The sequence below is a fragment of the Flavobacterium terrisoli genome (assembly GCF_030167905.1).
GTDB lineage: Bacteria > Bacteroidota > Bacteroidia > Flavobacteriales > Flavobacteriaceae > Flavobacterium > Flavobacterium terrisoli.
The window spans coordinates 396,096-411,448 of the sequence record NZ_JARGNA010000001.1 but is presented as its reverse complement, the minus strand read 5'-3'; the positions used below and the strand labels follow the sequence as shown (position 1 = coordinate 411,448).

11 protein-coding genes are annotated in these 15,353 nt (G+C 39.8%); 8 read left to right on the top strand and 3 right to left on the bottom strand.

All coding sequences use genetic code 11. From position 1 onward, the window contains the following. Nucleotides 1-63: 63 nt before the first annotated feature. On the top strand, nt 64-2,820 hold the full coding sequence (locus P1K33_RS01875) for a PD-(D/E)XK nuclease family protein (RefSeq protein ID WP_284651150.1): 2,757 nt from the start codon (nt 64-66) through the stop codon (nt 2,818-2,820). On the opposite strand, the gene P1K33_RS01870 is transcribed toward P1K33_RS01875, so the two are convergent. The 3 genes from P1K33_RS01870 to P1K33_RS01860 all read right to left on the bottom strand — a co-directional run bounded on the left by P1K33_RS01870 (nt 2,817) and on the right by P1K33_RS01860 (nt 5,826). Continuing rightward, complete coding sequence (locus P1K33_RS01870; protein WP_284651149.1) at nt 2,817-3,608, bottom strand: alpha/beta fold hydrolase; 792 nt, start codon at nt 3,606-3,608, stop codon at nt 2,817-2,819. The genes P1K33_RS01875 and P1K33_RS01870 overlap by 4 nt on opposite strands. Before the next feature lie 234 nt (nt 3,609-3,842). Further along, complete coding sequence (locus P1K33_RS01865; protein ID WP_284651148.1) at nt 3,843-5,135, bottom strand: aminopeptidase P family protein; 1,293 nt, start codon at nt 5,133-5,135, stop codon at nt 3,843-3,845. 94 nt (nt 5,136-5,229) lie between these two features. Then, complete coding sequence (locus P1K33_RS01860) at nt 5,230-5,826, bottom strand: Crp/Fnr family transcriptional regulator (RefSeq protein ID WP_284651147.1); 597 nt, start codon at nt 5,824-5,826, stop codon at nt 5,230-5,232. 83 nt (nt 5,827-5,909) lie between these two features. Here P1K33_RS01860 and P1K33_RS01855 point away from each other — a divergent pair, with 83 nt between their 5' ends. The 7 genes from P1K33_RS01855 (at nt 5,910) to P1K33_RS01825 (ending at nt 15,352) form a co-directional block, all read left to right on the top strand. Beyond that, complete coding sequence (locus P1K33_RS01855; RefSeq protein WP_284651146.1) at nt 5,910-6,761, top strand: ChaN family lipoprotein; 852 nt, start codon at nt 5,910-5,912, stop codon at nt 6,759-6,761. Between the two features lie 50 nt (nt 6,762-6,811). Continuing rightward, nucleotides 6,812-7,678, top strand: coding sequence for a hypothetical protein (locus P1K33_RS01850; protein WP_284651145.1), 867 nt, complete (start codon nt 6,812-6,814; stop codon nt 7,676-7,678). A 159-nt stretch (nt 7,679-7,837) separates the two neighbouring features. Then, nucleotides 7,838-8,716, top strand: a complete 879-nt coding sequence (locus P1K33_RS01845; protein ID WP_284651144.1) for a succinate dehydrogenase cytochrome b subunit — start codon at nt 7,838-7,840, stop codon at nt 8,714-8,716. Between the two features lie 18 nt (nt 8,717-8,734). Further along, nucleotides 8,735-10,744: a fumarate reductase/succinate dehydrogenase flavoprotein subunit gene (locus P1K33_RS01840; protein ID WP_284651143.1), complete on the top strand. Its 2,010-nt coding sequence runs from the start codon at nt 8,735-8,737 to the stop codon at nt 10,742-10,744. A gap of 27 nt (nt 10,745-10,771) precedes the next feature. After that, nucleotides 10,772-11,533, top strand: a complete 762-nt coding sequence (locus P1K33_RS01835; protein WP_284651142.1) for a succinate dehydrogenase/fumarate reductase iron-sulfur subunit — start codon at nt 10,772-10,774, stop codon at nt 11,531-11,533. A 112-nt stretch (nt 11,534-11,645) separates the two neighbouring features. Then, a complete protein-coding gene (locus P1K33_RS01830; protein ID WP_284651141.1) occupies nt 11,646-12,485 on the top strand; it encodes an endonuclease/exonuclease/phosphatase family protein in 840 nt (279 codons plus the stop codon). Between the two features lie 35 nt (nt 12,486-12,520). Further along, nucleotides 12,521-15,352, top strand: coding sequence for a GH92 family glycosyl hydrolase (locus tag P1K33_RS01825; protein ID WP_284651140.1), 2,832 nt, complete (start codon nt 12,521-12,523; stop codon nt 15,350-15,352). Nucleotide 15,353: the final 1 nt, after the last annotated feature.

Genomic DNA, 15,353 nt, shown 5'->3' with positions numbered 1-15,353 from the left:
TTTCTTCTCAAAATATTTCTAAAAAACGCTCCGAAATTCGGAGCGTTTTTTTATTTTTATAGAATGCCAAAGCCAACATTTCTTTACCAACTCGTACAGGAAATCTTAAAAAACCATTCTGATAATCTATTGGACTTGGTGGTGATTTTGCCCAACAAAAGAGCCAAAGTTTTTTTGCTGGATGAACTAAAGAAATCAATTCCCAATAACATCTTCGCACCCGAAATTATCAGCATAGAAGATTTTATCCAGGATGTTGCGGGCATTCGCTCGATTGATAGTGTCGAATTGCTTTTTGAGTTTTACAGTGTTTATCTTTCTTTGACTGAAAAAGAGCCGGATTCCTTCGATACGTTTGCCAATTGGGCCAAAACTTTACTACAGGATTTTAATGAAATTGATCGTTATTTATTAGACCCAAATCATGTCCTGAAATACCTTGAAAACATCAAGGAGATTGAACATTGGGCCGTTGATATCGAAAAACGCACCGAGCTCATTGAAAACTATTTAATTTTCTGGAAAAAACTGCCTGAATATTATCAGGCTTTATATGACTATCTGCTCAATAAAGGCATCGGTTACCAAGGTTTGATTTATCGTGAAGCCGTTGAAAATCTGAATTACTTTTCGGAGCATAACAATAACCTATTCCTCTTCGCCGGTTTCAACGCGCTCAACCAGGCCGAAGAAAAAATCATCCAGCATTTACTGGCGATGGACAAAGCCAAAATCTATTGGGATATCGATGCTACTTTGCTCAATGACACTTTTCACGATGCCGGTTTGTTCCAACGGCAATTCAAATCAGATTGGATTTACTACAAAACCCATCCTTACGAATGGATTGTCAACGATTTTACCGAAGCCAAGAACATTCAGGTGATTGCGACTTCCAAATCGATTGGGCAAGCCAAAATCACCGGAAGTATTATCGAAAAACACATCGCCGAAAACAAGGCCAACCTGCAAAATGTTGCGGTCGTTTTAGGCGAAGAAAATTTATTGCTGCCGGTGTTGCATTCCTTACCCAATACCGTTGACGCACTGAATGTCACCATGGGTTTTTCGAGCAAAAACAATCCGGCGCAATTGCTAATTGCTAAATTGTTCAAGTTACATTCCAATGCTTTGTCCAGAAACCCGGTTAATTATGTGATGTATTATAAAGATGTGCTCGATATATTGACGCATCCGTTGATTGAGCCTTATGTGAACTGCAGCGAATTGGTCAACCGAATCAACAAAAACAATTACACTTTTATCACGCATAAAAAACTGGAAGAATTACACGCCGAATACAATATGTTGTTCCAAATGTTATTCCAAAAATGGGACACCAATTCGGTTTCCGTTCTCGAAAACCTGTCACAAATTTTACTCCAAATCAAAGCCAATCTGAGTTATGACAACGAAGAGGAAAAAATAACCAATGCCTTTGTCTATTCGGTCTATAAAGTCATCAACAAGATGATTTCCTATTTTGGCGAACACCAAAACATAGACGACATCAAAACGCTACATGCCATTTACAAACAGGTAATCGATGTGGCCGAAGTTTCTTTTGAAGGCGAACCGTTAGACGGTTTACAGATTATGGGTGTTTTGGAAAGCCGTGTGCTCGATTTTGAAACCGTAATCATTACCTCGGTCAACGAAGGTAAATTTCCGGCCGGAAAAAGTACCAATTCGTTTATTCCGTATGATGTCAAACGCGAATTGGGTTTGCCAACCTACAAAGAAAAAGATGCGATTTACACCTATCACTTTTATCATTTGCTCCAACGCGCCAAAAACATTTACCTGATTTACAATGCGGACAGCGATGGTTTTGATGCTGGTGAAAAAAGCCGCTTCATTACCCAGTTGGAAGTGGAAAAACAACCAAATCACAACTTAACTTTTCAGTATTACAATCCCGATGTGCCGAATATTGCACACCAACCGATAGTCGTTCCAAAAACGGAAAGCATTTTGGCCCGCCTGAACGAAATTGCCACCAATGGCTTTTCACCTTCGTCATTGACAACCTATATCCGAAATCCGATTCAGTTTTATTTTCAAAGAGTTTTGCGCATTTCGGAAACCGATGAAGTCGAAGAAAATATTGCGGTCAATACTTTGGGAACGATTATTCACGGCGCTTTAGAAGAATTGTACAAACCGTTTATTGGAAGAATTCTAACAAAAGCCGATATTGATGGTTGTTTCAAAAAGATAGACGACGAAGTGTTGAACCAATTCAAATTGGTTTACAAAGAAGGCGAAATCAAAAAAGGTAGAAACCTGTTGGCTTTTGAAGTGGCTAAACGGAATGTGTATAATTTCCTCAAGCTCGAATTGGAAGCTTTGGAAAATGGGGATGAAGTGCAGATTATTGCTTTGGAAGAAACCTTTGAAAGAGCTTTAGAAGATGCGCGTTTGCCCTTTCCGGTGTTGATTAAAGGAAATGTTGATCGAATTGAAATCCGCAACAGAAGAATCAGGATCATCGATTATAAAACGGGAAAAGTTGAGCAAAAAAGTGTCACGTTAAAAGACTGGAACGGTTTGACCGAGGATATCAAAAACGATAAAATCATCCAGATTCTGGCGTATGCTTTTATGTTTGAGGAACAAGCCAACGGCCGCGACATCGAAGCCGGAATCATTTCGTTTAAAAATCTGAAATCCGGATTTTTGCCGTTTAACTTCAAACCCGAAAAAGAAGCAACTGAAATCGTTACCCCTGAAATCATGGAAGCTTATCTGGAACAGATTGTGATTTTGCTTGGTGAGATTTTTAATATGGAAACGGCTTTCGAAGAAAAAACCAATTAGACTTTCTTTAAAAAATTCAGCAATACTTTCATTAATTCTTTTTCGTTTTCAATGTGGCTCATGTGTCCATCGGGGAAAGTAGTGAGTTCAACTTTGGTGCCTTCAATTTGCTCGAGGTTTTCCTCGTAAATCAGCACACCATCTTTTTGACCCAAAACCAACTGCATCGGATAGGGCGCAAAATGCAGAATGACTTCGCGGTCTTTTCGGATTTTCATGCCTTCCAAAGCCGCAACAATGCCCTGCAATGGTGTTTTCAAGGCTTGTTCTTTTACCTTTTCAATTTCGTTGGTCAAGCGTTCGCGGTTGTCTTCGCTGAATAAGTTGGCAATTGACATACTGACAAAAGCCGCATAATTCTGTTTGACACACACCACCGCACGGTCGCGATTCGTTTGGCGTTCGTCACTATCCGCGCGTGATGTCGAATTCAACAGAAACAACCCTTTCATGTGATCGGGATACAATTCGGCGAAAGCCAGAGCGACATAACCACCCATGGAATGCCCAACGAGAACCACTTTTCTGATTTTAAGCGTCAGCAATAAGGCAAACAACATATCCGCCTGGTCTTCCATCGCGTGAACGTAGCCAAGACATTCCGTTTCGCCGTGGCCGAGCAAATCAACAGTAATGACACGATACTTTTTGGACAATTCCGGTACAAAAGCCTTCCACATCGTTTTGTTTTCGAGAAAACCATGCAATAACACTACCGCCGTGCCTTTGCCTTGGTCGGTATAGGAGATTTTGGTGTTTTTGTAAGTAATATGTTTAGTCGCAGTCACAGTCGCAGTTTTCAGTTCAAAAATAGTGTTTAGCCACGACATGAGCAAAGTGACAGACGAAGTAATACACGAATGATTGTTGATATTTTCTTTTCATTGCCTTTTGTCATGCTGATGAAGGAAGCATCTCATAATGAGATTCCTCCTTTCAGTCGGAATGACAATAGCATAAAAACAAAACGACCCACCATCGTGAGCCGTCTATATTCTTTGTTCTATTTTCTATTCTCTCAATTAAGAATTCATCAAACTCTCAATTTCATCCATTTCAATCGGAATATTTCTCATCAGGTTGAAAGCTTCTCCTTTTTCCTGAATCACCACATCATCTTCAATACGAATACCAAAACCTTCCGCCGGGATATAGATGCCCGGTTCAACAGTGAAAACCATATTCGCCTGCATTGGTTCGTGCAATAAACCGTAATCGTGCGTGTCCAATCCCATATGGTGTGATGTTCCGTGCATAAAATATTTTTTATACGCCGGCCAATCCGGGTTTTCGTTTTGTACATCGGCTTTGTCGATTAGACCTAAGTTCAATAATTCAAAAGTCATTATTTTTCCCACTTCCAAATGGTATTGTTTCCAAAGCGTTCCCGGAACCAACATTTTTGTCGCTTCGTTTTTTACATTCAACACCGCATTGTAAACGGCTTTTTGGCGGTCACTGAATTTCCCCGAAACCGGAATCGTTCTGGTCATGTCGCTCGAGTAATTGGCATATTCGGCTCCAACGTCCAGCAGCAATAAATCACCGGCTTTACATTGCTGGTTGTTTTCGATATAGTGTAAAACGTTGGCATTATTTCCCGAAGCGATAATCGGCGTGTAAGCAAAACCTTTGGAACGGTTGATGAGGAATTCGTGGGCAAATTCGGCTTCGATTTCGTATTCCATTACGTTGGGTTTGGTAAAATTCAAAACCCTGCGGAAACCTTTTTCGGTAATGTTACAGGCGGTTTGGATCAAATCGAGTTCTTCGCTTTCTTTGATAGAACGCAATCTTTGTAAAATCGGGTTTGATTTTTCGACTTTGTGCGCCGGATAATTTTCCTTCCACCATTTTACAAAACGCGCTTCACGGGTTTCGGTTTCAATTGCCGCGCGGTAATGCTCATTGGTATTGATATAAATCGTATCGGAATAGGCCATGATTTCTTTCAATGTCTTGTGGAAATCCTGCAACCAAATCACCGATTTGATGCCGGATACTTCAAACGCGCGATCTTTGGTCAGCTTCTCGCCCTCCCAGATTGCGATGTGTTCGTTGGTTTCCTTTAGGAATAAAATTTCTTTTAAATGCTCATACGGCGCATCCGGGAAAAGCAACAAGATGCTTTCTTCCTGGTCAACACCCGATAAGTAAAAAATATCCCTGTGCTGTGCAAAAGGCAAAGTGCTGTCGGCAGAAACCGGATAAATGTCATTGGAATTGAACACCGCAACGCTGTTGGGTTTCATTTGTGCCGTGAATTTGGCTCTGTTTTTAACAAACAATTGACGGTCTATTTGATGGTATTTCATATTAGATTTTTGGATTGTTAGACTTCTTAGATTTAGTTTACCAAAATTACGGATTAGTCCAAAGCAATAAGTAGCCAAATGGCGTTATTTTTTATTAGCCGATGTTTTTTCGGATTCGGCTCATGTGTCGATTCGAAATGCCGAGAAAAGAAGCTAAGTAATGCAATGGTACTTCCTGAAGTAATTTGGGTTCAGTCACCAATAATTTCTTATACCGTTCTTCAGGTGTTAAGGTCAGCAAGTCAATGCGATAGTCATCGATAAGCATGATTTGTCTTTCAATCAGATTGTGGTAAAACTGCCTGAACGCTTTATTATTAGCCTGTAAATTCTTGAAGGTTTCCAAATCAGTGACCCAAAGTTGGCAATCCACCAAAGCTTTGACACTCTTTCGTGACGGAACTTTATTGAGAAAACTGTTCAGTGAAGACGTAACCGAATTGCGCAGCGCCAGATAAGTCGTTTTTTCTTCGTCTTCCACTAAAATAGCGTGTTGGAGAATCCCGCTTTCCACATAACAGAAATAAGGACAAACCTGGTTTTCATCGACTAAGAGTTGGTTTTTTTTCAAATGTAGCACTTTGAAACTCCCGGCAATATCAAGAAGCGATTGCTCTAAATGAGTATCGGCATCATGGATAAAATGACGCAAATAATCTAAAAAAGGGGTGTTGTCGTTTGGAGTTTTCATAAGTATCACGAACAAAAATATTCTTTTTTGGGCACATTTTTTTATTCTGTGATTAATGAATAATTTTAGGGAAAATTAACGCTATGAAAAAAGTTTCGCTGCTTCTTGCTTTCCTAATTTGTTTTGGACTCAATGCTCAGGATAAAAAACCATATCAGCTTTTTGATAAGAAAGGCAAAAAGACCACTTATGCCAAACTCCTGAAAGCCGCTGCAAAGTCCCAAGTGGTTTTATTTGGTGAATACCACAACAATTCGGTGGTGCATTGGTTGCAATTGGAACTGACCAAAGATTTGGCCGAAAAAAAGCCGCTGGTTCTTGGCGCAGAAATGATTGAAGCGGATAACCAAAAACAGTTGGACCAATACCTGAAAGGCGAAATCAATCAGAAACAACTGGATTCTACAGCGCGACTTTGGCCTAATTACAAAACCGATTACAAGCCTTTGGTAGATTTTGCCAAGGAAAATATGTTCCCATTTATCGCTACGAATATTCCGAGAAGGTATGCGTCATTGGTTTCCAAAAAAGGATTTGAAGCTTTGGAAGTTTTGACTTCGGAAGAAAAATCGTGGATGGCACCGTTACCGATTGATTACGATGCTAATTTACCGGGTTATGTCAATATGATGAAAATGATGGGTAATCATGCAAGTCCAAATATGCCCAAAGCGCAGGCGATAAAAGATGCGACGATGGCTTATTTTATACAGCAACATTTAAAACCTGAAAGTATCTTCATTCATTATAACGGTACTTATCATTCAGACAATTTTGAAGGCATTTGTTGGTATTTGAAAAAAACCGCGCCAAATCTTGAAATCATTACGATTGCCACATTGGAACAGAAAGATTTAGAAAAAATAATGCCCGAAGAGTATAATAAAGCAGACTATATTCTCGTTATAGATGAAGATGTAACAAAAACACATTAACATCGTCTTAACATAAATCATCAACAAATCAATCAATAAATCAAAATCAAATGAAGAAAGCATATATCATTTTAATTCTTTTCGTCGCCGCACTGCCCTTCTTTTCGTGCAGCAGCGATAGTCCGCAAGAGCCGATGCTAATTATCAAATTCCAATTTGATGAAAATCAGGCAAGGCTTAACAATTTAGGCCAGCCTTCAACCGTTCCGGCAGGAAATGCAGCTCAATCGCCTATTTTTAATGGTATTTCAGCCCATTATATGGAATTGGCTCCGAATGCCTTTACTCAAATCGGTCAGGGAACCATTATTTATCATGCTCCTGAAACCACGCTTGGTGGTGCTAATGCCATAGATTTTAGTCGTTCCAAAGTTGTAGCCGAAGGCGAAACCTTTTTAAAAATTCCTTTGAGCCAAGTGGCTGCCGGAAGTTATGAATGGATGCGCGTTTCACTATCCTATCAAAATTACCAAATCAATGTTCGGAGCGCCGGTGTTGATTATGCAGGAACCTTAGCCAGTTTTGTCGGGTACAACACTTATATTTCTACTTTCAATATCGGTAATAATATTTTTCCGGTAAACGGAAACAGATTACAAGGCTATTGGGCATTTGGATTAAATGACCAACCTTATTCTACCTCAGGACAAGCCCCGGCCGGAGCCACTACGGTTCCAAATCCGATTGCTTCAACCTCGCCAATTCCACAAGGTTCTTGTGTCGTAACCGGGAGATTCGCGTCCAATTTGGTTATCAACGGTAACGAAACAGATGACATTGTAATTACATTATCACTATCAAACAACCACAGTTTTGAGTGGCAGGAAGTTACTGCTGACGGAAAATATGAGCCTGCAATTGGTGAAAATGTGGTAGATATGGGATTACGTGGCTTGATTCCGAGCTATGTAAGGTAGTTTTGTTTATCTTTTTCGCCCTAAAAAAGCCATTTAAGTAGTTGACAATCAACAACTGTTAATCTCACTTTAAATTGATTATAAATTACCACGAAAAGGTTGTAGTTAATCCCAAATAGGTGTATTTTTGTGTGATTTTTTTAAACAATACACACAATTATGGCAAAATCTGCACTTTTAAAGTCATCCTTAGCAAAAAAATATTGGATGGCTCTTACAGGTTTATTTTTATGCTTGTTTTTAGCGGGTCACTTAGCAGGAAATCTTCAATTAATTTTTAGCGATGCAGCACATTTCAATCAGTACGCATTGTTCATGACCTCAAATCCGGCAGTAAAAATTCTTTCTTACCTAACTTACCTTTCAATTCTATTCCACGCAGTCGATGGGTTTTTGTTGACTTATCAGAACGTAAAAGCAAGACCAATTGGTTATGCCAAAAACAATCCTTCAAAAAACAGTAGCTTTTCTTCGAGAAACATGGCGGTTTTGGGAAGCTTGATTTTGGTTTTCATCGTTGTACATATGATGAACTTTTGGGCTGTGATGCATTTTGATGAAAAAATGCCATTGTTCATGCAAACCGTTGAAACAAATCAAGGTCCTTCAGGAGAAGTCTATGTTGGTGTGATTCAAGGACAATATTACGCTAAAGATGCTGTACAGATTGGAGAAGCTGAAGAACCAATTAACCCGATGGCTCCTCAACAAAAGCAGTACGTATTAAAAAACAGAACCGAAATGTATTATTACGGAACCAACGTAAAAGCTGGTGATGTTTATAAAGATTTACATAAAATCACCGTGGCATTCTTTAAAGACGCTAAATTCGGTTTGATCGCAACCATCCTTTATGTTTTGGCGATGTTTGTTTTGGCTTTCCACTTACTTCACGGGTTCCAGAGTGCGTTCCAGTCACTTGGTTTAAACAATCCGAAGTATACACCGGCTATCAAAGGTTTTGGAGCGGCTTTCGCCATTTTGGTACCGCTATTATTTGCATCGATTCCGGTTTACATTCACTTTTTTCTAAAATAATCAACATCAGTATAAATCATGAAGTTAGATTCTAAAATACCAGAAGGTTCTATTTCAGAGAAATGGACTAATCATAAAAATCACTTAAAGTTAGTTGCCCCGAATAACCGTCCAAAAATCGATATAATCGTTGTTGGAACCGGTTTGGCTGGTGCTTCTGCCGCTGCTTCACTAGGAGAAATGGGATACAATGTAAAAGCATTTTGTTTCCAAGATTCTCCAAGAAGAGCACACTCCATCGCCGCACAAGGTGGTGTGAATGCTGCTAAAAATTACCAAAACGATGGTGACTCTGTTTACCGTTTGTTCTACGATACGATTAAAGGTGGTGACTACCGTGCGCGTGAAGCCAACGTTCACCGTTTGGCGGAAGTTTCCGGAAATATCATCGACCAATGTGTGGCGCAAGGTGTTCCTTTTGCCCGTGAATATGGTGGAATGTTAGACAACCGTTCTTTTGGTGGAACACAGGTTCAACGTACGTTTTATGCGGCAGGTCAAACAGGACAACAGTTATTATTAGGAGCTTATTCGGCTTTATCAAGACAAATCGGATTGGGACGTGTTCAAATGTTCAACCGTCACGAAATGTTGGATATCGTAAAAGTTGATGGAAAAGCCCGTGGAATAATTGCCCGTAACTTGGTTACCGGTGAAATCGAAAGACATTCAGCGCATGCTGTAATTATAGCCTCAGGTGGTTACGGAAATGTATATTTCCTTTCTACCAATGCAATGGGTTCTAACGTAACTGCCGGTTGGAAAATCCACAAACAAGGCGCTTTATTTGCGAATCCTTGTTATGTGCAAATTCACCCAACCTGTATTCCGGTACACGGAACCAATCAATCGAAACTGACTTTGATGTCGGAATCGTTGAGAAATTCAGGTCGTATTTGGGTACCAAAGAAAAAGGAAGATGCTGAAGCCATTCGTGCTGGTAAAATGAAACCAACACAAATCGCTGAAGAAGACAGAGATTACTACCTAGAAAGAAGATATCCTGCGTTTGGAAACTTAGTACCACGTGACGTGGCTTCGAGAGCGGCCAAAGAGCGTTGTGACGAAGGATACGGAATTGAAGCTAACGATACCAACGAAGGTGTTTACTTAGATTTCTCTACCGAAATCCAAAGCAAAGGAAAACAAGCGGCTTACGCCAAAGGAAATCACAATCCAACTCCGGAAGAAATTACGGCACTTGGAAAACAATGGCTGGAAGAGAAATACGGTAACCTGTTTACCATGTACCAAAAAATCACCGACGAGAATCCATACGAAACACCGATGAAAATTTATCCGGCGGTTCATTACACTATGGGTGGCGTTTGGGTGGATTATAACTTACAATCTACTATTCCGGGTTGTTTCGTTGCCGGAGAAGCCAATTTCTCTGACCACGGAGCCAACAGATTAGGAGCTTCGGCTTTGATGCAGGGATTGGCGGATGGTTATTTCGTATTGCCTTATACGGTTTCCAACTATTTGGCAGACGAAATCAGAACCGGTAAAATCTCTACAGATTCTGCAGAATTCGTTGAAGCTGAAAAAAGAGTTACTGATCAAATCAATTTCTTCCTGAACAATAAAGGAACCAAATCAGTGGATCATTTCCACAAAAGATTAGGCCACATCATGTGGAATAAAGTGGGTATGGGAAGAAATGCCAAAGGATTAACTGAAGCCATTTCTGAAATCGCCGCTTTAAAAGACGAATTCTACAAAGACGTTTACGTTCCTGGAAGCAATGACGAAATGAACCCTGAATTAGAGAAAGCTCTTCGTGTGGCTGACTTTATCGAATTGGGTCAGTTGATGGCCATGGATGCTTTACAACGCAACGAATCTTGTGGTGGTCACTTCCGTGAAGAGTATCAGGATTCAGAAGGGGAAACATTGCGTGATGACAAGAATTTTGCTTTCGTTGGCGCCTGGGAATACACCGGAGACGACATCAGCAAAGAAGTAATGCACAAAGAAGATCTAAACTACGAGTACATCAAGATTGCCGCTCGTAATTACAAATAATAGTCCAATAGGTATAAATATAAAATTATGTCTGCAGCAAAAAACATCAATATAAACCTTAAAATTTGGCGTCAGAAAAATGCCAAAACAAAAGGGAGTATGGAAACATACAAACTGGATAACGTTTCTACGGCAAGTTCGTTTTTGGAAATGTTAGATCAGTTGAACGAACAATTGGTAAATGACCAAAAAGAACCGGTTGCCTTTGACCACGATTGTCGCGAAGGAATATGCGGTATGTGTTCGTTGTACATCAACGGTCGCGCTCACGGACCGGACACCGGAATCACAACTTGTCAATTACACATGCGTACGTTCAAGGATAATGATACTATTTATGTTGAACCATGGAGAAGTAAAGCGTTCCCCGTAATCAAAGACTTGGTTGTTGACAGAAGCGCGTTCGACAGAATCCAGCAAGCCGGTGGTTTCGTTTCGGTAAATACTTCCGGAAACACTATCGATGCCAACTCGATTCCGGTGCCAAAAGACGATGCAGACAAAGCATTCGAAGCAGCGGCTTGTATCGGTTGTGGTGCTTGTGTGGCGACTTGTAAAAATGGTTCGGCTATGCTATTCGTTGGTGCCAAAGTGTCTCAGTATGCTTTATTGCCACAAGGAAAAGTGGAAGCGACCCAACGTGTATTAAACATGGTGCGTCAAATGGACGAAGAAGGATTCGGAAACTGTACCAATACCGGTGCGTGTGAAGTAGAATGTCCAAAAGGCATTTCCTTAGAGAACATTGCCCGTATGAACAGAGAATATTTAAAAGCAAGTTTGAAATAATTTAAACTTTGTTAAAATATAGAAACGCATTCATTGATTTGGATGCGTTTTTTTATGCCATAAAGTCAAATAAAGTATATTTACAGTAACAAACAATAAGCTTTCAATCCGCATGAAAAAATTTCTCTTTTCATTGATGACGATTTTGGTTTTTGCCAACACTGTTTCGGCTCAAAAACTGAGATTGATGACCTATAATATTCGTCTGGACATTGCTTCCGATGGGGGAAATGCTTGGCCAAACCGCAAAGACTATTGGGCTTCCCAGGTTATTTTTCACGAACCGGATATTTTCGGGATTCAGGAAGCATTACCCAATCAGGTGATAGATATTGCAACCATGCTGCCCAATTATGGTTATGTTGGCATTGGAAGAGATGGTATTGGCAAAGGAGAATCATCCAATATATTTTATAAAAAAGACCGCTTCAAAGTGCTTAAGGAGAATACTTTTTGGCTTTCCGAAACACCCGATAAGATTTCCAAAGGCTGGGATGCGGCGCTCAATCGCGTTTGCACTTATGCCTTAATCAAAGACGGCAAAAGCAAACAGGTTTTCTGGATTTTCAACACCCATTTGGACCATATGGGCGAATTGGCACGAACCAATTCTATCAAATTAATTCTTTCCAAAATCAAGGAACTGAACTCTAAAAATTATCCAGTGTTTTTTATGGGTGATTTCAATTCGGAACCAACCGAAGAAAGAATCATCAATCTAAAAAAGGAAATGCTCGACAGCCATGATATTTCAGAAGAAAAAGCTTTTGGCCCAAGCGGTACTTTTAATGCCTTCAAACACAATGAACCGGTAACCAAACGCATTGATTATATCTTTTTGTCCAAAGACAATCCGTTTAAGGTTAAGAAATACGGTATTCTGAGCGATTCCAGAGACTTAAAATATCCTTCGGATCATTTGCCGGTTTATATCGAACTTAAATTTAATTAAAAGATTTTTATATATTTCGCACAACAAACAACACTATGAAACTTCAACTTACCACTTTACTTCTACTGATTTCGTTCTCCATTTTTGGCCAAAATTACCATCAATATGTCAATCCGATGATTGGAACCGGTGGCCATGGACATACGTATCCAGGTGCTACTGTACCTTTCGGAATGGTACAATTGTCTCCAGATACCCGAATTGACGGCAGTTGGGACGGTTGTTCTGGTTATCATCACGATGACAATACGATTTATGGTTTTTCGCATACACACTTGAACGGAACGGGTTGTACCGATTATGGCGACATCATGTTGATGCCAACCATGGGCGAACCAATGTTAAATCCAAAAGATTACAGTTCTGTTTTTGCACATGCCAATGAAAAAGCAACAGCCGGATTTTATTCGGTAAAACTCGACAAACACAATATCGACGTGGCTTTGACTTCGTCTACCAGAGTTGGTTTTCACCAATATACTTTTAACAAATCCGGTAAGGCGAATATCATTTTGGATTTGAATCATCGCGATAAATTATTGCAGGGCGAAGTCAAAATCATCAACAACAAAACCATTGAAATCCTGAGACGAAGCGAAGCCTGGGCCAAAGACCAATATGTTTACGCGCGCATTGAATTTAGTGTTCCAATGAAAATTAATAAGGTTAAAAGCAATGGATTTGCTCCTGCAAAAAACACAGATACCTTCTTTGCCGGAACACAATTGGCGTTAAGTTTTTCAAAAGAAGTTAAAAAAGGTGAAAAGATTTCGGTCAAAGTTTCCCTTTCCCCAACGGGTTATAGTGGCGCCAAATTAAATATGACTGAGATTTCGCATTGGGATTTCGCCAAAGTTCAAAAAGCAGCGGAAGTGCTTTGGGACAAACAATTGTCCAAAATTGAAGTTACAGAGACCAATAAAGACAAACTGTCGATTTTCTACACGGCTTTATACCACACGATGGTACAACCGAATATCGCTCAGGACATCGATGGTAAATACCGTGGACGTGACAACCAAATCCATAAAGCTGAAGGCTTCGATTATTATTCGGTGTTCTCGCTTTGGGATACTTTCCGAGGCGCACATCCTTTGTATACTTTGATTGAAAAGAAACGCACTGCCGATTTTATCAATACCTTTTTAAAACAATACGAACAAGGCGGACGATTGCCGGTTTGGGAATTGGCATCCAATGAAACCGATTGCATGATTGGGTATCATTCGGTTTCTGTCATGGCAGATGCGATGGCGAAAGGCATTACCGGTTTTGATTATGAAAAAGCTTTTGAAGCGGCCAAACACAGTGCGATGCTGGATCATTTAGGATTGGAAGCCTACAAAAGACAAGGTTTTATTTCGATGGATGACGAACATGAAAGCGTTTCAAAAACCGTTGAATATGCCTATGATGACTGGTGTATTGCCCAAATGGCAATGATTTTGAATAAAAAAGAAGATTACAATTATTTCATGCAGCGTTCCCAAAGCTGGAAAAATGTCTTCGATTGGAATGTAGGCTTTATGCGACCTAAGAAAAATGGTGGTTGGGACAAACCTTTTGACCCGCGAGAAGTCAACAACAACTTTACCGAAGGCAATGCATGGCATTATACTTTCTTTGTTCCTCAGGACATTCCCGGAATGATTGAAGCCTACGGCGGAGCCGATAATTTTGAAGCCAAACTGGACGAAATGTTCAACAGCGAAAGCAAAACTACCGGTCGTGAACAAGTGGATGTTACCGGTTTGATTGGACAATATGCTCATGGCAATGAACCGAGTCATCACATGACGTATTTGTATAATTACATTGGCAAACCGGAAAAAACAGCGGCAAAAATCAACTTCATCTTAAATAATTTCTATAAGAACACACCCGATGGTTTGATTGGCAATGAAGATTGTGGACAAATGAGTGCTTGGTATGTATTGAGTTCGATGGGAATTTATGCCGTGACTCCGGGAAAATCGGAATGGAGTGTCACCCAATCCAATTTTGAAAATATCAAGATCAATTTTGAAGATAACACATCCCAAAACATTTCAAAAAAAATGCTTGTGGATGATATGAAATATTTTGGAATCAAAAATAACAGCTTAATTGTGGCTGATGGTTTTTCTGCTAAAGCTATTGTTTCGGTTCCTGTGATTATTGCTGAAAGCAAGTCGTTTAAGGATTCTTTAGAAATTGAATTAGATCATCCGAATTTTCATGGTAGTTATTCCTATAGAATCGTTTATAATGCCGAAAAAGGTGTGCCCTTTAAACAATACCAAGGAGAAAAAATCATATTGACAGAAACGGCAACAGTAGACGCAAGATTTGCCGAGATGATTAACAAAGAGCCTTTCAAGAGCAGTATTATTTCTGCTACTTTCTTCAAAAAACCAAATAATTACACCATCAATACCAAATCCAAATACAATCCGCAGTACCATGCCGGCGGTGCGGAAGGTTTGATTGATGGGATTTTCGGGACAACCAATTGGCGCAAAGGCGATTGGCAGGGTTATCAAAGTCAGGATTTTGAAGCGACAATTGATTTGCAAACCGAAAAAAGCATTACCGAATGTAACGGCACGTTTTTACAAGATTCGCGTTCCTGGATTTTGATGCCCACAAAAGTGGAATATTATGTATCAACTGACAATGTGAACTTTACTTTGGCCGGAACGATTGACAATAAAACCGATCCAAAAGACACTGAAAATTACGTGGTAAATTTTGGGTTCAAATCAGACAAACCAATCAAAGCCAAATATGTAAAGGTCAAAGCCTATAATTTTGGCAAATTACCCGAATGGCATCAAGGTGCCGGTGGTGACGCGTTTATTTTTGTAGATGAAATAACAATCAAATAGT